Annotated in this window: 25 protein-coding genes; 13 read left to right on the top strand and 12 right to left on the bottom strand. The window is 68.8% G+C overall.

Annotated elements, in window-relative coordinates; all coding sequences use genetic code 11:
• Nucleotides 1-25 precede the first annotated feature (25 nt).
• Nucleotides 26-367, top strand: coding sequence for a hypothetical protein (locus P0Y50_09475; protein WEK38780.1), 342 nt, complete (start codon nt 26-28; stop codon nt 365-367).
• A gap of 7 nt (nt 368-374) precedes the next feature.
• Here the strand turns inward: P0Y50_09475 and P0Y50_09480 are convergent, their stop codons facing one another.
• The 6 genes from P0Y50_09480 to P0Y50_09505 all read right to left on the bottom strand — a co-directional run bounded on the left by P0Y50_09480 (nt 375) and on the right by P0Y50_09505 (nt 4,464).
• Nucleotides 375-1,016, bottom strand: coding sequence for a ribonuclease HII (locus P0Y50_09480; GenBank protein WEK38781.1), 642 nt, complete (start codon nt 1,014-1,016; stop codon nt 375-377).
• Nucleotides 1,009-1,608, bottom strand: coding sequence for a DNA-3-methyladenine glycosylase I (locus P0Y50_09485; GenBank protein WEK38782.1), 600 nt, complete (start codon nt 1,606-1,608; stop codon nt 1,009-1,011). The genes P0Y50_09480 and P0Y50_09485 overlap by 8 nt, the downstream gene beginning before the upstream one ends.
• 468 nt (nt 1,609-2,076) lie before the next feature.
• Nucleotides 2,077-2,835 (bottom strand): 3-oxoacyl-ACP reductase, encoded by a 759-nt coding sequence (locus P0Y50_09490; protein WEK38783.1) that lies wholly within the window; start codon nt 2,833-2,835, stop codon nt 2,077-2,079.
• 10 nt (nt 2,836-2,845) lie between these two features.
• Nucleotides 2,846-3,649: a folate-binding protein gene (locus P0Y50_09495; protein ID WEK38784.1), complete on the bottom strand. Its 804-nt coding sequence runs from the start codon at nt 3,647-3,649 to the stop codon at nt 2,846-2,848.
• A gap of 30 nt (nt 3,650-3,679) precedes the next feature.
• A complete protein-coding gene (locus tag P0Y50_09500) occupies nt 3,680-4,225 on the bottom strand; it encodes a hypothetical protein (GenBank protein ID WEK38785.1) in 546 nt (181 codons plus the stop codon).
• Nucleotides 4,222-4,464, bottom strand: coding sequence for a hypothetical protein (locus P0Y50_09505; protein ID WEK38786.1), 243 nt, complete (start codon nt 4,462-4,464; stop codon nt 4,222-4,224). The genes P0Y50_09500 and P0Y50_09505 overlap by 4 nt, the downstream gene beginning before the upstream one ends.
• 86 nt (nt 4,465-4,550) lie before the next feature.
• On the opposite strand from P0Y50_09505, the gene P0Y50_09510 reads away from it, so the two are divergent.
• The gene (locus tag P0Y50_09510) at nt 4,551-5,516 is read left to right on the top strand and encodes a glycosyltransferase family 9 protein (GenBank protein ID WEK38787.1); all 966 of its coding nucleotides are present in this window, start codon (nt 4,551-4,553) and stop codon (nt 5,514-5,516) included.
• A gap of 4 nt (nt 5,517-5,520) precedes the next feature.
• Here P0Y50_09510 and P0Y50_09515 read toward each other — a convergent pair whose 3' ends face one another.
• Nucleotides 5,521-5,991, bottom strand: a complete 471-nt coding sequence (locus P0Y50_09515) for a hypothetical protein (protein ID WEK38788.1) — start codon at nt 5,989-5,991, stop codon at nt 5,521-5,523.
• A 208-nt stretch (nt 5,992-6,199) separates the two neighbouring features.
• Between P0Y50_09515 and P0Y50_09520 the strand changes: the two genes are divergently transcribed.
• From P0Y50_09520 to map, 4 genes are all read left to right on the top strand, one after another.
• The gene (locus P0Y50_09520; GenBank protein ID WEK38789.1) at nt 6,200-7,531 is read left to right on the top strand and encodes a dihydroorotase; all 1,332 of its coding nucleotides are present in this window, start codon (nt 6,200-6,202) and stop codon (nt 7,529-7,531) included.
• Nucleotides 7,532-7,664: 133 nt separating this feature from the next.
• Nucleotides 7,665-8,429, top strand: coding sequence for a prephenate dehydrogenase (locus P0Y50_09525; GenBank protein ID WEK38790.1), 765 nt, complete (start codon nt 7,665-7,667; stop codon nt 8,427-8,429).
• Nucleotides 8,430-8,529: 100 nt separating this feature from the next.
• Entirely contained in the window at nt 8,530-8,742 is a 213-nt protein-coding gene (locus P0Y50_09530) for a ParD-like family protein (GenBank protein WEK38791.1), read from the top strand.
• Complete coding sequence (gene map, locus P0Y50_09535; protein WEK38792.1) at nt 8,739-9,512, top strand: type I methionyl aminopeptidase; 774 nt, start codon at nt 8,739-8,741, stop codon at nt 9,510-9,512. The genes P0Y50_09530 and map overlap by 4 nt, the downstream gene beginning before the upstream one ends.
• Here the strand turns inward: map and P0Y50_09540 are convergent.
• Nucleotides 9,509-10,300 carry a helix-turn-helix transcriptional regulator gene (locus tag P0Y50_09540; GenBank protein WEK38793.1) on the bottom strand — a complete coding sequence of 264 codons (792 nt, stop codon included), beginning with the start codon at nt 10,298-10,300 and terminating at the stop codon, nt 9,509-9,511. The genes map and P0Y50_09540 overlap by 4 nt on opposite strands.
• A gap of 94 nt (nt 10,301-10,394) precedes the next feature.
• On the opposite strand from P0Y50_09540, the gene P0Y50_09545 reads away from it, so the two are divergent.
• Nucleotides 10,395-11,561, top strand: a complete 1,167-nt coding sequence (locus P0Y50_09545; protein WEK38794.1) for an MFS transporter — start codon at nt 10,395-10,397, stop codon at nt 11,559-11,561.
• On the opposite strand, the gene P0Y50_09550 is transcribed toward P0Y50_09545, so the two are convergent.
• The 4 genes from P0Y50_09550 to erpA all read right to left on the bottom strand — a co-directional run bounded on the left by P0Y50_09550 (nt 11,558) and on the right by erpA (nt 13,922).
• Nucleotides 11,558-12,517 (bottom strand): alpha/beta fold hydrolase, encoded by a 960-nt coding sequence (locus P0Y50_09550; protein ID WEK38795.1) that lies wholly within the window; start codon nt 12,515-12,517, stop codon nt 11,558-11,560. The two genes, P0Y50_09545 and P0Y50_09550, sit on opposite strands and share 4 nt — an antisense overlap.
• Before the next feature lie 18 nt (nt 12,518-12,535).
• Nucleotides 12,536-13,216, bottom strand: coding sequence for an SdpI family protein (locus P0Y50_09555; GenBank protein WEK38796.1), 681 nt, complete (start codon nt 13,214-13,216; stop codon nt 12,536-12,538).
• Nucleotides 13,213-13,530: a metalloregulator ArsR/SmtB family transcription factor gene (locus P0Y50_09560; protein ID WEK38797.1), complete on the bottom strand. Its 318-nt coding sequence runs from the start codon at nt 13,528-13,530 to the stop codon at nt 13,213-13,215. The genes P0Y50_09555 and P0Y50_09560 overlap by 4 nt, the downstream gene beginning before the upstream one ends.
• A gap of 74 nt (nt 13,531-13,604) precedes the next feature.
• Nucleotides 13,605-13,922 carry an iron-sulfur cluster insertion protein ErpA gene (erpA, locus tag P0Y50_09565; GenBank protein ID WEK41558.1) on the bottom strand — a complete coding sequence of 106 codons (318 nt, stop codon included), beginning with the start codon at nt 13,920-13,922 and terminating at the stop codon, nt 13,605-13,607.
• A 142-nt stretch (nt 13,923-14,064) separates the two neighbouring features.
• On the opposite strand from erpA, the gene P0Y50_09570 reads away from it, so the two are divergent.
• The 6 genes from P0Y50_09570 to P0Y50_09595 all read left to right on the top strand — a co-directional run bounded on the left by P0Y50_09570 (nt 14,065) and on the right by P0Y50_09595 (nt 20,541).
• The gene (locus P0Y50_09570) at nt 14,065-15,267 is read left to right on the top strand and encodes a deoxyguanosinetriphosphate triphosphohydrolase (protein WEK38798.1); all 1,203 of its coding nucleotides are present in this window, start codon (nt 14,065-14,067) and stop codon (nt 15,265-15,267) included.
• Nucleotides 15,268-15,343: 76 nt separating this feature from the next.
• The gene (locus tag P0Y50_09575; protein ID WEK38799.1) at nt 15,344-16,132 is read left to right on the top strand and encodes an SPOR domain-containing protein; all 789 of its coding nucleotides are present in this window, start codon (nt 15,344-15,346) and stop codon (nt 16,130-16,132) included.
• Entirely contained in the window at nt 16,129-17,178 is a 1,050-nt protein-coding gene (gene nagZ / locus P0Y50_09580; protein ID WEK38800.1) for a beta-N-acetylhexosaminidase, read from the top strand. The genes P0Y50_09575 and nagZ overlap by 4 nt, the downstream gene beginning before the upstream one ends.
• Nucleotides 17,179-17,231: 53 nt before the next feature.
• Nucleotides 17,232-18,053, top strand: coding sequence for a ScpA family protein (locus tag P0Y50_09585; protein ID WEK38801.1), 822 nt, complete (start codon nt 17,232-17,234; stop codon nt 18,051-18,053).
• A gap of 147 nt (nt 18,054-18,200) precedes the next feature.
• Nucleotides 18,201-18,872 (top strand): SMC-Scp complex subunit ScpB, encoded by a 672-nt coding sequence (gene scpB / locus P0Y50_09590; GenBank protein WEK38802.1) that lies wholly within the window; start codon nt 18,201-18,203, stop codon nt 18,870-18,872.
• Nucleotides 18,873-18,933: 61 nt separating this feature from the next.
• The gene (locus tag P0Y50_09595) at nt 18,934-20,541 is read left to right on the top strand and encodes an ATP-binding protein (GenBank protein ID WEK38803.1); all 1,608 of its coding nucleotides are present in this window, start codon (nt 18,934-18,936) and stop codon (nt 20,539-20,541) included.
• The last annotated feature ends 66 nt before the right edge of the window (nt 20,542-20,607 follow it).

Raw genomic sequence — 20,607 nt, forward strand, 5'->3', positions numbered from 1 at the left:
AATCGCGGTCTTCCGTTGGGGAAGCATGGAACCCCGCGCCGACACCGTTCGCATCAAGACCGACGCCGACCGGAGCCGCGCAGGCGACCGGAGCGTACCGGCCGAGGCGCGCTCGTGGGCGCCGACGGCGGATGCTGCGCGCGTCGCGGCGGCGGACTGGGGCTGGCCCGCGCCGCCGATCGACAACCGCCCGACCTTCACCCACAACGCCGCCCGCTATAGCCGCCCGGCCGAGGCCCCGACCCCTGTGGAACACCTGGACCTGGAGCCTGAACTGTCGCCGCCGCCGCGCTGGATGATGATGGTGGCGGGGGCCGCCGTCGCCGCCCTGATCGGCGCGCTGCTGGGCGGGCTCATGCATATCTGAGGCGGCTTCAGGCCTCCAGCAGCAGAGCACGGATCGGCGACCAGCTGCGCCGATGGGCGGGACAGGGGCCCAGCGTCTTCAAGGCGTTCTGATGGATGGGGGCGTTGTAGCCCTTGTGGCTGGCGAAGCCGTATCCGGGATATTGGGCGTCCAGTTCGATCATCAGCCGGTCCCGCGCCGTCTTGGCCAGGATGGAGGCCGCCGCGATGGACAGGGACAGGCCGTCGCCACCGACCACCGTCTGGATCTCGCACGGCAGCTTGAACCGATAATTGCCGTCGACCAGGGCCGCGACGGGCGTCACCTGCAGCGCCTCGATGGCGCGGCACATGGCCAGGCCGGTGGCGTGCAGGATGTTCAGCTCCTCGATCTCCTCCACCGAGGCGAAGCCGACGCCCCAGGCGATGGCGCGGGCCTTGATCTCGGGCTCCAGCAGGGCGCGGCGTTTTTCGGTCAAAGCCTTGGAATCGTCGATGCCGGGCGGCAGGTCGTCCGGGTTCAGGATCACAGCCCCCGCCGACACCGGCCCCGCCCACGGCCCGCGCCCCGCCTCGTCCACGCCGCAGACAGGACCGTTGACGCGCTGGATCAACACGGTTTCCAGCGCCAGGGTCGGGAAGGCTTTCGGATTTGCGGGAGCTTTAGCCATGGCCCGCCATCGCACGAACCTCGCCATGGCGGAAGCAGGTGTTCTGGTGGTCGTTGATCATGCCGACGGCCTGCATGAAGGCATAGACGATCACCGGGCCGCAGAAGTTGAAGCCGCGCTTCTTTAATGCCTTGGCCATGGCCTCGGACTGTGCGGTCTTGACCGGGGCGTCGCGGTAATCGGCCCAGTCGGTCTGGATCGGTTCGCCGCCGACGAAGGACCACAGCCAGGCCGAGAAATCCTCTCCGTTGTCGCGCATCTCAAGCCAGATCTGGGCGCCCCGGATGGCGGCGTTGATCTTGGCGCGCGAGCGGATGATGCGGGGATCGTTCAGCAGACGCTGGATGTCATCCTCGCCATAGCGGGCGACGATCTCGGGATCGAAATTGTCGAAGGCGTCGCGGATGCCCTCGCGTTTCCTCAGAATGGTGATCCAGGCCAGACCGGCCTGAAACCCGTCCAGGATCAGCTTCTCCCACAGGGCGCGCGAATCGCGTTCCGGCACGCCCCATTCGGCGTCGTGATAGGCGATGTAGAGCGGGTCGGTGGTCCCGCACCAGCCGCAGCGGCCTTCGGCGTGTGAATCGATCATGGGTCTAGGTTGCCCGTATGTTCCGGTCGGGGGAAGGACGGGTTTGAGATGTCGCGGCGAAAAACACCGTCTGAATCGTCTGAATTGTCTGAAATCGGGGGCGGGGCGAAATTGCACTGCACCTGCGAAAACAGTGCAAAGTGCAAGAAAGTGCAATTCGGGCTGGGGTTTATGGGGTCTCCGCAGTGAAACCCGCATTATAGGCGCGCTGGGAGGTGTGGCGGGTTGATTGACGCTGGCGGTCGTTAAGGTGCTGAAATCCCGGTGAATGTCGCGGGCGAGTAGGATGGATGAAATGGGGAGGGGGACCGCCCCCGGGTCTCGCCAAAGGCGAGCCCGAGGACAGGCTAGGCGGTGGAGGCGCTCTTGAAGCCCACAGGCGCTGGTGATGCGGTAAAGAGCCCCTCCGTCACGGCGCGAAGAGGCGCCGCGCCACCTCCCCACACGTGGGGAGGAGACGGTCGTCATTCAGTCCCGAACCAGTCCGCCGTCGACCACCAGGTTCTGACCTGTCACGGCGCGGCTCCACGGCGAGGCGAAGAACAGGACGGCGTCGGCGAATTCCTCCGGCGTCGTGACCGAGCGCAACGGCGTCATGCCGGCGATCAGGTCGAACACGGCCTCGGGCGTGGCGGCGCTGGCGTCGGTGGTGCGAAGCAGGCCGCCCGAGACCATGTTGACGGTGATCCCGTCGGGGCCCAGGTCGCCGGCGGCGGTGCGGGTCAGCGACAGCAGGGCGGCCTTGGCGGCGGTGTAGTCGTGATAGGGCACGACCGGATTCTGGAACAGATTGGTGCCGATGTTGACCACGCGCCCGAACCGGGCGGCGGCCATGCCGGGCGCCGTCGCCTGGATCAGGTTCAGGGCGCCGCGCACGACGGTCGAGAACTGGCGGTCCATCTCGTCCCAGCCGATGGCGGTCATCTGGGACCGGGCGTCGCCGTTGAAACTGTAGTCCAGGGCGTTGTTGACGACGGTGGTGACGGGCGCGCCGAAATGGGCCTGAGCGGCCGCGACCATGGCGTCCACGGCGGCGCGGTCGGTCACGTCGGCCTGAAAGGCGAGGGCGCGCTGGCCGATCTCGGCGGCCAGGGCGTTCGCCGCCTCGCCGCTGTTCCTCCAGTTGATGACGACGCGGGCGCCTTCGCGGGCGAAGGCGCAGACGCTGGCGGCGCCGACGCCGCGCGCGCCGCCGGTGACGAGGACGATCTGATCGGCGAGCTTCATGGGGCGGGTCTCATGCGTCGGAGGAGGGGAGAACGTCCTCGCCCATCCAGGCGGGTCTGCGCAAGCGCACGGGGCGTCCGTCCACCGTCAGGTCCCCATCGAGCCGGTCGACCCGCAGCAGGGCCATGACCGAACCGTCCTGGCCCGACAGCACCTCGCCCGCGCGCAGTTCGCCCTTCAGCACCTCGGCGCCGAAGGCGGGGGCCGGGCCGTCGAAATCCAGCGGCAGCATCCGGTTCTTGATCGCGCCCCGGCGTTTCATGCGCGAGGTCGTCTCCTGGCCGACGAAACAGCCCTTGTGGAAGTCGATGCCGTTCAACAGGTCGAAGTCCGCCTCGATCGGATAGGTCTTGTCCTGCGGCGCGTCGGCGGTGGCATCGGGCAGGCCGACGGACAGGCGATGGGCGTCATAGTCGGCCTGAACCGCGTCCGGCGTCGCCTCGCCATAAAGGCGGCCGCCCATCAGGGGCGTGCGCGGGTCGGGGATGAAGCCGGGCGGCGCATCGGGCCAGGCGGCGAAGACGGGCCGGTCGTCGGCGGCGACCTCGACCCTGGCGCGCAATTTATACATCGACAGCCGCTGGATCAGGGCCTCGCGGCGGTCGGCGGCGACGTCCAGCAGCACGCCGCTCCCCTGGCCCAGGATGAACAGGTCGAACAGCAGGCGTCCGGGCGGGGACAGGAGGGCGCCGAAGCGGAGCTCGCCGTCGGCCAGCGTCTCCACGTCCTGGGTCAGCAGATTGTGCAGGAAGGGTCTGGCGTCATCGCCGGTGATCGAGATCAGGGCGCGGCTGGAAAGGCGGGCGATGGGCATGGCGGCTAGATAGGGTGTTGAGAGCGTTTCTCAAACCACCGCGTAACGCGCTGTGACGCCGTCGGGCTGGAAGTCGTGTTCGGCCAGCCTGTCCAGCGAGCGGATCACGCGGGTCACGAAATCCTGCGGGTCGCCGTCCTCGACCGCCGGGCGCAGCCAGTCGGTGACCACGGCGCGGGCCGGATAGGTTCCGACCGGGCCGGGGACGGACAGGGCGACCTCGATCCCCTCGGCGATCCAGCCGGCGACGGTGACGAACATGTCGGTCGAGGCCAGGAAGTCCGAGCGACGCAAGACATACAGGGTGATGATCCCGTCCTCGATCCCGTCGGGGCGCACGATGACCCCGCTGCGATCCGGCCGCCACGCCTCGTCCAGCTCGATCACCCGCCACAGGCAGAACCAGACGCGGCAGGTGTTCGGACGGACCTCGTGCACCGAACAGCCCGCGCCGTCGACGCAATAGGCGCACAGTTCGCCGGTCGGCTTGGCCAGCTCCGGCAGGGCCAGCGGAATGACCCGGCAGCATTCGACGCAGCCGCCGCAGGTCCGGCCGGGGAGGAGGGGCAGGCTCACCTCTCGGCGTCAGTCTTCTGCGCGCGCTCCAGCTGGGCGATGCGGCGGTCCATGTCGGCGACCATCTGTTCCAGCCGCGCCTTTTCGGACGCCATATCGACCGGCGTGCCGTCCTCGTAGGAGATCACAGCCCCCTTGGCGATCAGGTCCAGCCGATAGATGGCCGTGACGCGCTGGGCCTTGAAGCGTTCGAGGGCGGCGACGGCGGCGGGATCGGGTGTGGAGGGCGGCTGGCTCATGCGCGTCGCTGTAACGCAGGACGTCCGCCTGTGGAAACAGTCGTTTGGCGCTGAACCTGCGATAGAATCCCTGTATTCCTGACGTCATGAACGGGCGGTTTCCCATCCTGTACATCGCCGAGGCGGACGCGGAAGACGCGATCCTGTCGTCCGGCGTGCTGGCGCATCTGGTCGACAGCCTGCCGCAGGCGACCTTCACCATCGTCGGATCGGCGGCCTCGGCCCCCCTGTTCGCCGACACGCCGCGCCTGGCCAGGACCATCGTGCTGGAGCGCGAGGGCCATTTCGAATGGATCGCCCTGTGGAACCAGGTGCGCGGGACCAAATGGAGCCTGGTCGTGGACATGCGCGGCTCGGACCTGTCGGGCAAGCTGAGGCGCGAACGGCGGGCGGTGCGCGGCAAGACACCGGACGGCCTGCACGCGGTAGAGGCCGCCGCCGCCGTGCTGAAGCTGGAGCCGGATGAGACGCCGGCCCCGCGCCTGTACTTCTCCGACCAGACCCTGGGCGAGATGAGGGCGCTGTTTCCCGCCTCGGGCGGCGACGGGCCGATCCTGGCGGTCGGGCCGGGCGTGGAATGGATGGGCAAGCGCTGGCCCGCCGAACGCTACGCCAAGGTGGCGACCAAGCTGCTGGCCGACGACGGGCCTCTGGCGGGCGGGCGTCTGATGATCGTGGGCGAGGAGGTGGATCGCGAGGCGGCCCACACCATCCGCTACGCCGTGCCGCGCGCGCGGGTGATCGAGCTTCAGGGCAGGCTGACGCGGCTGCAGACGGCGGCGGCGATCTCTCAGGCGGCGCTCTACATCGGGGCGGATTCGATCTGGACGCATTTAGCGGTGGCGGCGGGCGTCCCGACCATCGCCGTCTTCGGCCCCTCGGACGAGACGACGCGCGGCCCGTGGAAGGGCCATGTCGTGCGCGGACCGCGCACCTATCAGGAGTTCAAGACCCTGGACCCGCGCCTGAACCAGGCCATCCAGCACATGATGGACCTGCCGTGGGAACGGGTGCTGAAAACGGCGATGAAGGTGTTGGCGGCGCGGGGTTGAGCGGTCAGTTCGCCGACGGACAGGCGACCAGCGCGCTGGGCTTGCACGGCGCGGGATCGGCCAGACGCACGGATCGGTCGCCATGGTCGGTCGCAGAGAAGCTCGCCATCCAGGCCTTGCGCTCGTCAACGGTCTTCAGGGCGCGATAGGCTGTGATCTCTTCCGGCGTCATCGTCGTCTGAAGATAGCCCCGATCGGCCATGCATCGCTCATAGGCGGCGCGTTGGGCCTGTCCCTTGGCCAAGCCTTCGGCGAATCCGGCGCCGAAGGCGGCGGCGGCCGGCGAACTCAGCGCCGGGTTGGGCGTGGTCGATCCCGGCGGAACATAGGTCCCGGTCCTGGAGAGTTCCTGACAGGCGGTGGTGTCGGCCAGGATTTGATCGCCCGTGGCCCCCAGAAGCGTATGCGCGAACGGCGGTCGCGTCGCGCAGCCCGTCAGGGCGAGCAGGGTCGCCAGCAGTATCGTCTTCTTCATCTCGACGTCCCCCAAGACACAACGACCAATAGTCATGATGGTCGCACAGCGGTCAAGCTTTGAGCACCAGATCGCCGCGAACGCCATAGAACGTCTTTCACCCGCAACACCGCAAATGTAGAAGCAGCCTGCCGTCCGTGGCCATGCGGAGGGTGCGATCCTGGGACAGTCCCCAGGTGACAAGCGATATGTGCCTGGAGCCCTTGTGATGACCCAGACCTATGACCTGATCGTCCGTGGCGGCGAGGTGGCCAATCATGCGGGGCGCGGCATGGCCGACGTGGGCGTGATCGACGGCAAGATCGCCTTCATCGGCGACCTGTCTCAGGCCTCGGCGGGTGAAACCTTCGACGCGACGGGCCTGACCGTCCTGCCCGGCGTCATCGACACCCAGGTCCATTTCCGCGAGCCGGGGCTGGAATGGAAAGAGGATCTGGAGACGGGCAGCCGCGCCGCGGCCCTGGGCGGCGTCGTCGCCGTGTTCGAAATGCCGAACACCAATCCCAACACCACCGATCCCGACACAATGGCCGACAAGCTGGCGCGGGCGAAGGACCGGATGTGGACGGACCACGCCTTCTACATCGGCGGCACGCACGAGAACGCGGACTATCTGGGCGATCTGGAGCGGTTGCCCGGCTGTTGCGGGGTCAAGGTCTTCATGGGCGCCTCGACCGGCGACCTGCTGATCGCCGACGACGAGGGGGTGAGGAAGGTTCTGTCCAATGTACGCCGCCGCGCCACCTTCCACTCAGAGGACGAATACCGTCTGGTCGAGCGGCGGGGTCTGGCCCGCACCGGCGACTGGACCAGCCACCCGGAGGTGCGCGACGCCGAAAGCGCCATCCGCTCGACCCGCCGTCTGGTCGGTCTGGCCAAGGAGACGGGCGCGCGCATCCATGTGCTGCACGTCACGACCCGGGACGAGATGGAGTTCCTGCGCTTCCACAAGGATGTCGCCACCGTCGAGATCACGCCCCAGCACCTGACCCTGGTCGGGCCGGAGGCCTATGAAAGGCTGGGCAGCTACGCCCAGATGAACCCGCCGATCCGGTCGCAGGAGCATGTGGACGCCCTGTGGTTGTGGGGGATGCGGCAGGGCGTGGCCGATGTGCTGGGATCGGACCACGCGCCGCACACCAAGGAGGAGAAGGCCAAACCCTATCCGGCCTCGCCGTCCGGGATGCCGGGGGTGCAGACGCTGGTGCCGCTGATGCTGACGCACGTGGCCAATGGGCGGTTGAGCCTGGAGCGGTTCATCGACCTGACCTCGGCGGGGGCGCAACGGGTGTTCGGCACGGCCAACAAGGGCCGGATGGCCGTCAGCTATGACGCCGACCTGACCATCGTGGACCTGAAGGCGAAGAAGACGATCACCCACGACCAGCAGGCCACGCGCTGCGGCTGGACCCCGTTCGACGGGGTGGAGGCGACCGGCTGGCCGATGGCGACCATCGTGCGCGGACGGGTGGTGATGCAGGACGGCGAACTGATCGGATCGGCGCACGGGCGGCCGGTGCGGTTCATGGAGACGCTGTGAGTTCGCTTCGCTCCGCCTTCCACCTCTACGCCGTCATCCTCGGGCTTGACCCGAGGACCGGAGGGGCCGCCGCATTGCGTCAGCGGCAGGCGCACAGCCCGATCCGCGCCCGGTCCTCGGGTCAAGCCCGAGGATGACGGTGAAGATGGATAGGGCGGCGGTGGATGTGGCGAAACCCCGTCTCGGCCTGATCGGCTATGGCGCCTTTGGGCGGTTGACGGCGCGGCATCTGTCGGCGTGGTTCGAGGTCGTGGCCTATGACCCGGCGGTGTCCGAGGGCGACGCCCATGCGACCCTGACCGATCTGGCGACCGCCGCCGCCTGTCCGACGGTGGTGCTGGCCGTGCCGGTCGAGGCGCTGGAGGCGACGCTGAAGGCCATCCGTCCGCATCTGACGCCTGAGCCCCTGATCATCGACGTCGGCTCGGTGAAGGTGAAGCCCGCCTTGGCGATGCAGGCGGCCCTGCCGCCCGGCGTGCGGATCGTCGGAACCCACCCCCTGTTCGGCCCGCAGAGCGGCAAGGACGGCATCGCGGGCCTGCGGATCGCCGTCAGCGAGGTGCGCGGAGCAAGAGACGCCCGCCGCGTCGCCGCCTTCTGCCGCCATGCGCTGAAGCTGAAGGTCTTCCAGGTCACGCCGGAAGACCATGACCGCGAGGCCGCCGTGGTTCAGGGCCTGACCCACCTGATCGCGCGGGTCCTGCTGAACATGGAACCGTTGCCGACCCGCATGACCACGGCCAGTTTCGACCGGCTGATGCAGGCCGTCGACATGGTGCGCCATGACAGCCCGGCGGTGTTCCGCGCCATCGAACGCGACAACCCCTTCGCCGCCGAGGTCCGCGACCGCTTCTTCGCCCTGGCCGATCAGGCGCGGCACGACGTGGACGCGTTGTAGGCGCCCAGGCGCCCTTTGTCCTGAGCCAAGCCGCTCTTGAACACCGTCCGCGCCCGAATATATGATACGCATACGAAACGTATATTCTCAGGAGCGCCAGTTGGGCATCGTCAATATCGAGGATGAGCTGCACGAGCAGCTGCGTCGGGCCAGCAAGGCGTCGTACCGCTCCATCAATGCCCAGGCGGCGTTCTGGATCAGGATCGGCATGTTGTGCGAGACCAATCCGGGCCTGACGTTTCAGGACCTGGTGGCGCGGGAGCTGAAGGCGGCGGGGGTGGACGCCAGCAGCACGCCTGTCGCCACAGCATGATCAAGACGACGCAAGAACTGGCGCTGATGGCCGAGGCCGGGCGTCTGCTGGCCTCGGTCTTCACCCATCTGGACGGGCTGAGGCTGGAGGGCATGACCACGCTTCAGATCAATGATCTGGTCGAGGCCTATATCGTCGATGAACTGAAGTCGCGTCCCGCCTCCAAGGGCCAGTACGGCTATGGTTTCGTGCTGAACAGTTCGCGCAATCAGGTCGTCTGCCACGGCGTGCCGTCGGCGGATGAGGTGCTGATGGACGGCGACATCGTCAATCTGGACATCACCCTGGAAAAGGACGGCTTCATCGCCGATTCCAGCAAGACCTATCTGATCGGCAATGTCGGCCCGGCGGCGCGGCGTCTGGTCCGCACCACCTATGAGGCCATGTGGAAGGGCATTCGCACCGTGCGGCCCGGCGCGCGGCTGGGCGACATCGGCGCGGCCATCGAACGCCACGCCAGACAGGCGGGCTATTCGGTCGTGCGCGACTACTGCGGCCACGGCATCGGGCGCGAGATGCATGAAGACCCGCAGGTGCTGCATTTCGGCAAGGCGGGGACCGGCATGGCCCTGCGTGAGGGCATGGTCTTCACCATCGAACCGATGCTGAACCAGGGCACGCGCAAGGTCGACACCGAGGACGACGGCTGGACCGTGGTGACCGAGGATGGAAAACTGTCGGCCCAGTTCGAACATACCGTCGCCGTTGCGCGTGACGGCGTGCGTGTCCTGACCCTGCGCCCGGACGAGGCCCGGGCGGGGCGGGTCTAGATCGCCGCGTCCGCGACATAGCGGGCGGGGGGCTTGCCCAGGGCGGACTTGAACATGGTGATGAAGGCGCTGACGGATTCATAGCCCAGATCATAGGCGACCGTCTGGACCGAGGCGCCTTCGGACAGGCGCTGCAGGGCGATGAGAATCTGCAACTGCTGACGCCAGCGGCCGAAGCTCATGGCGGTCCTGCGTCGCACCAGTCGAGACAGCGACCTTTCGCTCATGGCGACGCGACGCGCCCATTCCGACACAGGCGCGCGGTCCCGCGGGTTCTGGATCAGACCATTGGCGATATGGCGCAGCGCGGGGTCGTCGGGGATGGGCAGGTGAAGCGTGCTGACCTGCATCACGCGCAACTCCTCCAACAGAACCTGGACGAGGCGGTGCAGATGATCGCCCGGCCGATAGGCGGCGGCGGGACGCTCCGCCAGATGCCTGACCAGTTCGACCACCAGAGGCGTCAGGGTCAGAGAGGCGCAGCGATCCGGCAGGCCGCCGACCTCCGCATCGATGAACAGCAAGGCGACGCGGCCGTTGGCGGTGATCTCGTTGCTGTGTCGGATATGGCCGGGAACCCAGACGCCATTGCCCGCCGGCACCATCCACAGACCTGTTTCGGTGCGGCAGATCACGCCGCCGCGCAGGGTGACGACCAGTTGTCCCTTGCGGTGGGCGTGCATCGGCGCCTCGCGGTCATGCGCCGTCGCCTCCAGATTCATGGCCGTCACCGGCAGGTCGGTGGCGTCAGGGTCGAATGCGTAGGGCGGCGGATCGGACGGGGACAAGAGGATTGGCCGATTTCGGAAATTGTCTGACTGAATAGCCAAATCCGGCAAGCATCTCCATTGCTATCTGGTGGGCGCAAAGATCGGACACGCCATGCCTCATCGTCACAGCCTCCACCCCGCCTGGATCATAGTGGGCGTTCTTCTGTTCGCCACCAACCTGAGGGGGCCGTTCACGGCGGTCGGGCCGGTGCTGGAGGTGATCCAGCAGGCCTTCCATATCGGCGCGGGTCAGGCGGGGCTTCTGATCACCCTGCCGCTGCTGATCTTCTGCGTCGTGTCGCCTTTCGCGGCCGTGTTGGCCAAGGAATATGGGCTGGAGCGGGTGCTGTTCCTGGCCCTGATCGTGATGATGGTCGGCATCGCCGTCCGCTCCATCGGGCCGTTGTGGAGCCTGTATTTCGGCACGGCCGTGCTGGGGGCGGGCATCGCCATAGGCAACACCCTGGTGCCCAGCCTGCTGAAGCGGGATTTCCCGAACCAGATCGCGCGGCTGACGGCGATCTACGCCATCACCATGGGCGTCGGCTCGGCGGTCGCCTCGGCGGTGGTCGCGCCCCTGGCGGCGGCCTACGACTGGCGGGTCGCGCTGGGCGCCTTCATCATCCTGCCGGTGGTCAGCGCCATCGCCTGGCTGCCGCAACTGCGCCGCCATTCGGCCCCCGCCGCCGGAACCGCCGAGCCGCTGCATTCCGGCAGCATCTGGCGTTCAGGTCTGGCGTGGCGGATCACCCTCTTCTTCGGCTGCACCTCCTTCACCTATTACGCCGTGGCCGCCTGGTTGCCCTCGATCCTGGTCAGCCAGGGGTATTCGGCCATCGCCGCCGGGTCGCTGCACGGGGTGCTGCAACTGGCCACCGCCCTGCCGGGGCTGTTGCTGCCGCCCCTGATCGGCCGCCTGAAGGATCAGCGGGCCATAGCGGCGGGTCTGGGCGCGATGGGACTGGTCGCCTTGCTGGGCCTTTTTCTGGCGCCGGCCTGGGCGGTGGTCTGGATTGGCCTGTTCGGCGTGGGCATCGGCGGCGCCTTCATCCTGGCCTTGACCTTCATCGGTCTGAGGGCGCGCAACGCCGACCAGACCGCCCGCCTTTCCGGCATGGTACAGGCCGTCGGCTATCTGATGTCGGCGACCGGACCGGTGGCGGTCGGCGCCCTGCACGATGTCACGAACGATTGGCTGTCGTCCTTCATCGCCTGCGGCGTCCTGTGCATGGCCATCATCGTGCTGGGACTGGGGGCGGGCCAGGCGCGCCACGTCTAGGGGCGCGGGTGCGCCTTGATGAACCCCGCCACATCCGCGACCACGCCGGGCGCCAGCGGCAGGGCCGGATCGGCGTAGGTGGCCAGGTTGGCGGCGCGGTCGGCGGGGGCGGTCTTCAGGACGTGGTTGACGCCGGGCCACAGTTTCAGCGTCGCCCTGGGGTCGGAGGCGGCTAGGGTTTCGGCGTCCGTAACGCCGATCTGGAGGTCGTCGGTCCCCTGGCCGATGAACACCGGCCCGTCATAGGCGGCCAGCAGGGCGGCGGGATCCAGCGGCAGCCACGAGGTCAGATAGGGCTGGACCGACGGACGGAACAGGGCGGCCAGGGCGGGCGGCGCATCGGCGACGGTGCGGCCCGCCTCAAGCTCGGTCAGGATGGCGAAGGCCTGGGTCTTCAACGGTTCGGGCAGGCCGTTTTCCAACTGTTCGCGTAACACCACACCCGCCGGGCGACCGGCGCCGGAGAGCAGGATCAGGCCGCAGATCTTGTCGTTTCCGGCGTTCGGGCCGCCCGCGACCGCCTTCAGGGCGACCAGGGCGCCTTCGCTGTGGCCGATCAGCCAGGCGCAGGGCTTGCCGGCGCGGGCGGCGGCTTCGGCGGCCCAGGCGCGGGCGTCGGCGACATAGGCGTCGAAGCGCAGATCGGCCTCGGCCGGGCCGGCGGCGGCGCTGGCGGCGATACCGCGCTTGTCGATGCGGAGGGTGGCGATCCCCTGGTCCGCCAGCCCCTCGGCCAGCAGGCGATAGGTTCCGGCCGCCACGCCCATCGGACTGTTCCCATCGCGATCCGTCGGGCCGGAGCCGGGCAGGATGACCGCCACGGCCACGGGGGCGGCCACGGCGTCGCGCGGGGTCAGCAAGGTTCCATGCAGCTGCGCGGGCTGGGACGGCAGGGCGACCTCGGTCGAGACCGGGGCGGCGATCAGGGCGGCGACTGTGGCGGCGAGGCTGAGCATGGGCGGTCTCCAGGCGGATCAGAAGGGCTGGCGGTTCGGATCGGCGCGCCACACGCGCCAGCTTTCGAAGATCGACAGACCGGCGGCGACCAACGCCCCGCCGACCAGGCCATAGGTTCCGGCGGGCTGGCCGATCCAGGGCGCGGCCATCAGACCGGCCAGGCCCAACAGGCAGAACAGACGCCCGGCCAGACGGTTGGAGCGGTCCCAGGCGAGGCGGCTCTTGTAGCTCCAGGGCGTACGGACTCCGACAAGCGGATTGGGCGCGACGCGACCGAGGAAGGCGCCCATGACCAGAAGGATCAGCGACACCCCGCCCATCATGACGACGGGGCCGGTTTCCGTCGTGGCGTGTCCAAGCCCCGCCCAGCTCATCAACAGGCCGATGGCGGTGAAGACGAACAGGGCGACGCCCTGACCGATCCGCATCGAACGGCGACGCGCGTGATCGCCGGCCGCCTCGGCGCGCAGGGCGGCCAGACCGAGACCGGCGCTGGCGATGAAGCCGATGACCGACAGGCCGCCCAGGGTGGCGGCGAACTCGACGCGGCTGCCCCAGCGGTCGACCTGCCAGTCGTCGTTCCAGTGCAGCGGGATCGGCGTGGTCGGTCCCATCAGCGCGACATAGACGGCGAACCCCGCCTGCACGACGAAGACGGCGATGGTCAGATGGTCCAGCGGGGACAGGCGGGCCTTCACCGGCGCGGCGCCTTGGTGGTGCGGGGCTGGTCGACGTGGGGCAGGGCGGCGGCCTCTCCGGTTCCAGTGATGTCCATCAGGAAGGCCATGGCTTCCTCGATGGCGGAAATCTCCAGGCGATAGCGGATGGTCTGGCCCTCACGCTCGGGGCTGACCAGCCCGGCCTCCTTCAGGGCGTTGAGGTGGCCGGTGATGGTGGGCCAGCTCATGTCGAAAGCGGCGGCGATGTCGCCGGACGCCAGAGGACCGGCGCGCAGCATGGCGACGATGCGGCGGCGGACGGGATGGGACAGGGCCTTGAACAGGGTGTTCATAGGCGTATCCCTAATTAGGAAGTACCCTAAATGCAAGTCGCGGATTGGCGGTCGTCGGACGCAGATCCTCTAGATCAGATCGAGAAGCTGACGCCGCAGCCGCAGCTGGAGGCGGCGTTGGGGTTCCTGACCACGAACTGGGCGCCGGCCAGTTCGTCGACGAAGGCGATCTCGGCGTTCTTCAGGAAGGGGACCGAGACGGGGTCGACCAGGGCGGTCTGGCCGTCGCATGTGATGCGCAGGTCGTCGTCCTCGGCCGTCTCGACCAGCTCGAACCGGTACTGGAAGCCCGAGCAGCCGCCGCCGTCCACCGCGACGCGCAGCATCAGCGTCCTGCCCTCGGCCGCGCCCAGCTTCGCCAGGCGTTTGGCGGCGCTGGGGGCCAGGACGATGCCTTCCGGCGCGCGCGTGGCGACGGTGAAGGCGGGTGTGGACGGTTCTGTGGATTGGACGGTGCTCACGGCTGTCTATATGAGGCGCGCAAGGGCGTTCGCAAAGGGCCGCCCGCATCAAAGCAGCCTCAAAGTTGATGACTTGAGCCAGATCGAACTCGCCACCTACGCCGAACGGGCCGGCCAGACCCAGGGTCGTCGGTTCTTCGAGCCCCCCAGCCGCACGCGCACCGCCTTCGCGCGCGACCGCGACCGCATCATCCATGCGACGGCGTTCCGGCGGCTGAAGGAGAAGACCCAGGTCTTCGTGGCGCACGAGGGCGACCATTACCGCACCCGCCTGACCCATTCGCTGGAGGTGGCGCAGATCGCGCGGTCCCTGGCCCATGCTTTGCGGCTGGACGACGATCTGGCCGAGACCATCGCCCTGGCCCACGACCTGGGCCATCCGCCGTTCGCCCATGCGGGCGAGGACGAACTGGTGGTGCAGATGGCGGGCTATGGCGGCTTCGACCACAATGTCCAGAGCTTCCGCGTCGTGACCGAGCTGGAGAACCGCTATCCGCAGTTCGACGGGCTGAACCTGAGCTGGGAGACGGTCGAGGGGGTCATCAAGCACAATGGCCCGGTGTCGCACCGGCTGGACGAACCGGCCTGGTCGGTGGTGCGGCCCTATGCGGCCAAAGGCTTGGGGGGCGGCGAGGCGGGCTGGGACCTGCGGTTGGACACCTTCGCCTCGCTGGAGGCCCAGTGCGCGGCCATCGCCGACGACATCGCCTATAACAACCACGATGTGGACGACGGGGTGCAGGCGGGCCTGTTCACCCTGGCGGACCTGGCCGAGGTGCCGCTGATCGGGCCGATGTTGGCGCAGGCGCGGCGCGACTGGCCGAACATCGACGAGCGGATGCTGCGGATCGAGGCGGTCCGGCGCATGATCGGGGTGATGGTCGAGGACGTGCTGGCCGAGACGCAAGCCCGGCTGGAAGCGGACCGGATCGTCACGACCGAGGATGTGCGCCTCGCCAAACGGACGATGGTGGATTTCTCGGCCGGGATGCACGCCGATCTGGCGATCCTGAGGAAGTTCCTGTTCGAGCGGATGTATCGCCATTACCGCGTCAACCGCACGCGCAGCCAGGCGCGACGGGTTCTGTCGCAACTGTTCGAACTGTTCATGGCCGAGCCGGAGGTGATGCCGCCGGAATGGGGGGCGCCCGCCCTGACCCAGGACCGCACCCGGCGGGCGCGCGCCGTCTGCGACTACATCGCCGGGATGACCGACCGCTATGCGATAGAAGTCCACCAGAAACTGTTCAGCCTCGACCTCGCGCTCGATCTGTGATTCGAAAGACGGACGCGGGGGCGTAAAGTAGATGTTCGGCGCCCGATTCGCGCCGGACAGACGGCGGAGCGCGACCATGTCATTCGAAGACGACAACAAGCCGGGCCGGGGCGCCTATACGCCCCCCACCGACGACGACCTGCCGTTCCGTCGCAATTCTTATGATCCGCGCAGCGGCCGCAATGTCGGCGCGGGCGGGGGCAAGGCGCCGCCGGTGACGCTGATCGTCAGCGCGGTGGTCCTGCTGCTGCTGATCGTGGCGGTGATCTTCTTCTATCGCTCAGGGATGCGCGCCTCGACCGACGCGCCGCCGGCGGTGGGCCAGCCCGTGGGCGAGATGAAGACCGCCCCGCCCATCGACGCCCAGCCGATCGACCCGGCCGAGGGCGTGCGCGTCTATCGCGACGAGACCGAGACGACCGAAGCGCCCGTGACCTTCACCCCGCCGCCCGAGACGCCCCAGCCGCGTCCGACCGCCCCGGCCCCCGTCGCGCCGACCGGACAGGGCCTGGCGCCCGCCAAGCCCGCGACGCCGGTCCCGACGACGCCTGCGACGCGCCCGACGACCCCGACACCCGCGCCCGTCGTCGCCGCGCCGACGACCAAGGCCCCGGCCGCGACGGGCGGTTCGGCCTCGGTCCAGATCGGCGCCTTCTCCTCGACCGAGATCGCGGACCGGGAATACGCCGCCGTCGCCGGCCGCTTCGGCCAATATGCGTCGGGCGCCGAAAAGCGTGTGACCGAGGTGACGACCTCGGGCGGATCGACGCTTTACCGCACGGCCTTCTCGGGCCTGTCGCGCGAGCGGGCCACGGCCTTCTGCAATGCGCTGAAGGCGGCGGGCCGGGACTGCATCGTTCGGTGACGTCCGCCGCCCTCTACGGCTGCGCCGGGCATCGGCTGACGCAGGACGAAGGCGCCTTCTTCGCCCAGGCGCGGCCGTGGGGCTTCATCCTGTTCCGGCGCAACATTGACACGCCGGATCAGCTGCGGGCGCTGACCGAAGACCTGCGCGCCGCCGTCGGCGATGCGGACGCGCCGATCCTGATCGATCAGGAGGGCGGACGGGTCCAGCGGATGAGGCCGCCGCACTGGGCCAAATATCCGCCGGGCGACGCCTATCTGAAGGCCGCCGAAGACCTGCACGGCGCGCGCGACCTGGCGCGGCTGGGGGCGCGGCTGATGGCGCACGACCTGCGCGAGGTCGGGATCACCGTCGATCTGCTGCCCGTTCTGGACGTGCCGGTTCCCGGCGCTCACGACATCGTCGGCGACCGGGCCTATGGCCGCGATCCCCAGACCGTGGCCCTGCTGGGGCGGGCGGCGGCGGAAGGCTTGCTGGCGGGCGGGGTTCTGCCCTGCATCAAACACATGCCGGGCCACGGCCGGGCCTTCGCCGACAGCCATGAGGACCTGCCGACGGTCCATGCCGATCTGGAGACCTTGGACGGCTGGGACTTCGCGCCGTTCAAGGCCCTGTCGGACATGCCGATGGCGATGACGGCCCACATCGTCTTCACCGCCATCGACCGCAAGCGCCCGGCCACCCAGTCGAAGAAGGCGGTGCGTCTGATGCGCGACCATCTGGGCTTTTCCGGCCTGATCCTGAGCGACGACCTGTCGATGCAGGCCCTGAGCGGATCGCTGGGCGAGCGGGCGCATCGGTCGTTGAAGGCCGGATGCGACGTGGTCCTGCACTGCAACGGCGATCTGACGGAGATGCGGGCCGTGGCCGATGCGACGTGCAAGCTGAAAGGCAAGGCCAAGGCGCGGGCCGAGGCGGCGCTGGCGCGGATCGTGCGGTCGCCCGAGCCGCTGGACGCCGCGGCCGGGCATCAGCGGTTGTTCGAGGCGATGGGCGGACGGCTGGATGCCGCCAGGGGCCCGGACGTGGGAGAGGCGCAGGCATGAGCCGCCTGGACCGCCTCGGACTGAAGCCGCGCGAAGCGCGGTAGGCCAAGACAATGACCGACGCCTTCCAGCCCAATCTGGACTTCACCGCCGTCGCCGAGGTCGAGGACCGCGAGGCCTTCGTCGTCGATCTGGACGGCTATGAAGGGCCGCTGCACGTCCTGCTGGCCCTGGCGCGGAACCAGAAGGTCGACCTGCTGAAACTGTCGATCACCCAGCTGGCGGAACAGTATCTGGCCTTCGTGCATGAGGCGCGGCGCAGGAACTTCGCCCTGGCGGCCGATTATCTGGTGATGGCGTCGTGGCTGGCCTATCTGAAGTCGCGGCTGCTGCTGCCGCGCACCGACAAGGGCAAGGCTGAGGAGCCGCCCGCCGAGGAGATGGCCGCCGCCCTGGCCTTCCGCCTGCAGAAGCTGGAGGCGATGCGAAAGGCGGTCGAACAGCTGATGGCCCGGCCCCAGCTGAAACGCGACGTCTTCACGCGCGGCGACCCCGAAGCGACGGTCATCGTGCCGTCCGATCGGATCGACGCCAGCCTGTACGAGCTGATGAGCGCCTATGTGGTGCAGCGTCGGCGCGAAGAGGCGCGGCGGTATGCGCCGGGCCAACGCGTCGAGGCCTTTCCGCTGGAAGCCGCGCGCGACTGGCTGCGGGAAATCATGCCCAAACTGGCCGACTGGACCCCGCTGGAAAAAGTGGCCCCCCATCGCCAGGACGACGACGGCCCCAGCCAGGCCAGCTATACGGCCTCGACCCTGTCGGCCAGTCTGGAGCTGGTGAAGGAGGGGGCGATGGATATTCGCCAGGCCCAGGCGTTCGCCGACCTGTATCTGAAACGGCGCGGACCGGGACAGCCGTTGGAGTTGACGCCTTGACCCGCCGCCTTCCGCCCATCCCCGCGAAGGCGGGGACCCAGTGCTTTGGGCGAAAGAGGCATGCCGCAAAGCCTGTGTGGTCAGCCCACGCGCCGGTGAGGCGAAAGAACTGGGTCCCCGCCTTCGCGGGGATGAACGGGGGGGCGGATGTCTGACCTGTCCTTCCAACCCGACGAGGCCGAGATCGAACGCCGGGTGGAGGCCCTGCTGTTCGCCGCCGCCGGACCGCTGACCGCCGCCGAGATCGCCGCCCGCCTGCCCCAGACCTGCAATGTCGCGCGCGCCATCGCCGGGCTGCGCGCCCGTTACGAGGGGCGGGGGGTCGAGCTGGAGTGCGTCGCCGACCGCTGGCGGTTCCGCACCGCGCCCGACCTGGCCTTCATGATGACCCAGGAGCGCGAGGAGCCGCGCCGCCTGTCCAAGGCCGCGCTGGAGACCCTGGCCATCATCGCCTATCATCAGCCTGTCACCCGCGCCGAGATCGAGAGCGTGCGGGGGGTGTCGATCTCCAAGGGCACGCTGGACCTGCTGCTGGAGATGGGGTTCGTGCGGCTGCGCGGGCGTCGGCGAACGCCGGGGCGGCCCGTCACCTATGCGACCACGGACCGGTTCCTGGAGCATTTCGGCCTGGCGACCCTGTACGACCTGCCCGGCGTTCAGGAGATGAAGGCGGCGGGCCTGCTGGACCTGTCGCTGCCGGTCGGGTTCGAGGTGCCCGATCCCAGCCGCGCCTCGGAGGCCGACGACGAGGATGGAACCCTGCCCATAGACGACGAGACGCCCGAGTTCGCCCAGGATTTCGTCAACGACGACCGCTGATCCGGATCGGGGGCGGGGCGGCGTTCATCTTGTCTTATCGCGCCGATGTTAGCGCTCGATCATGTCTCGTGGCGTTGCTTCACCATCCGGCCCTCAGGCGTGGGCCGCGTTCCGTATCGCGGCGGTGCTGCTGATCGGATCGATGGCCGGAATGATCGGCGTGCTGGCGGTGGTCAGCCAGGCGATCGACGCCCACCAGGCCGTCAAGGAGCAGAAGCTGGTCGAGCGTCGCGTCGCGCGCGCCCTGCAGGCCATAGGCGAGGACCTGACCTCGGCGTCGGTCTGGGACGACGCGGTCGACCATATGACGGGCGGGGGCGACGTCGTCTGGTGGGACCGCCACCTGGGCGGATTCTACGAGGCGCAGAGCAAGCTGCCGATCACCCTGGGCTATGACGACGCGGGCAATCTGTTCCGCATCTCCAAGAACGGCGGGCCAGCCGGCGCCGACGCCGCCGACCCCTTCGCCCGATCCGCCCGCCCCATCGTGGACGCCCTGAGGGCGGCGGCGGCCCGGCGCGACCGTTCGACCGTGGCGCTGAACGCCGTGACCCTGAGGCCGGCGATCGTGAAGGTGGAGGGAACCGTCTATCTGATGGGCACGTCGACCATCGTGCGCCACACCCTGAAAGGACAGGTCCCCGCGTCAGACCCGGCGGTGGCGTCGTTCAAGCGGTTCGACAGCCTCATTCCACAGATTCACGATCGTCTCGGCCTGGTCGATCCGGCCTTCTCCGTGGGCGACGCGCCGCCGCCGCCGGGGCGCGGAGCCGTGGACATCCGCGATCCCAACGGGGTCCTGCTGGGGCGTATCCTGTGGACGCCCGAGCGGCCGGGCGCGGACATCCTGCGTCATGCCGGGCCGCTGCTGCTGATGCTGGCGACCCTGCTGCTGGTCGGCGGCGGCGCCCTGCTGTGGCGGGTGGCGCAGGACATCCGACGCCTTCGCGCCTCGGAAACGGCCCTGTCGATGGCGCTGGACAAGGCGGAGGCGGCCAACCGGGCCAAGACCCGCTTCCTGTCCAACGTCAGCCACGAACTGCGCACCCCCCTGAACGGCGTCCTGGGCATGGCCGAGGTGATCGGCGCCGACGCGATCACGCCGCAACAGCGCGACCGGCTGGAAATCCTGAAAGCCTCGGGTCGCCAGCAGCTTCGGCTGGTCGAGGAGCTGCTGGACGTCGTGCGGCTGCGTGACGGTTCGGTGATGCTGGAGACGCGGCCCTTTCGCGCCGACAATCTGTTGCAGCGGGTCGCCAATGATTTCGAAGGCGCGGCGGCGACCAAGGGGCTGGTCCTGAAGGTCGAGGCGGTCGAGGGCGAATGGCTGGGCGACCCCGTGCATATCGAAAAGCTGCTGGCGGCCCTGGTCGACAACGCCGTGCGCTTCACCCGGACCGGCCAGGTGACGCTGCGCGCCCTGGCCGGCCGCAATCTGGTGCTGGAGGTCGAGGACACCGGGCCGGGCATGACCCCCGACGAGGTGGCGCGCCTGTTCGACGCCTTCACCCAGGGTGACGAGAGCAGCACCCGCACGGCCGAGGGGCTGGGGCTGGGCCTGACCGCCGCCCATGGGCTGGCGGTGCTGATGGGCGGCCGGATCGAGGTGGTGTCCACCCCGGGCGTCGGCAGCCTGTTCCGCGCGCCCCTGCCGCTGGCGCGGACCTGACGGTTCGAGGATCAGGCGCGCGGATGGGCGCCTGGGAACACGGCCATGCCTTGACCACCCGACCTG

The organism is Candidatus Brevundimonas colombiensis (assembly GCA_029202665.1).
GTDB classification, from domain to species: Bacteria; Pseudomonadota; Alphaproteobacteria; order Caulobacterales; family Caulobacteraceae; genus Brevundimonas; species Brevundimonas colombiensis.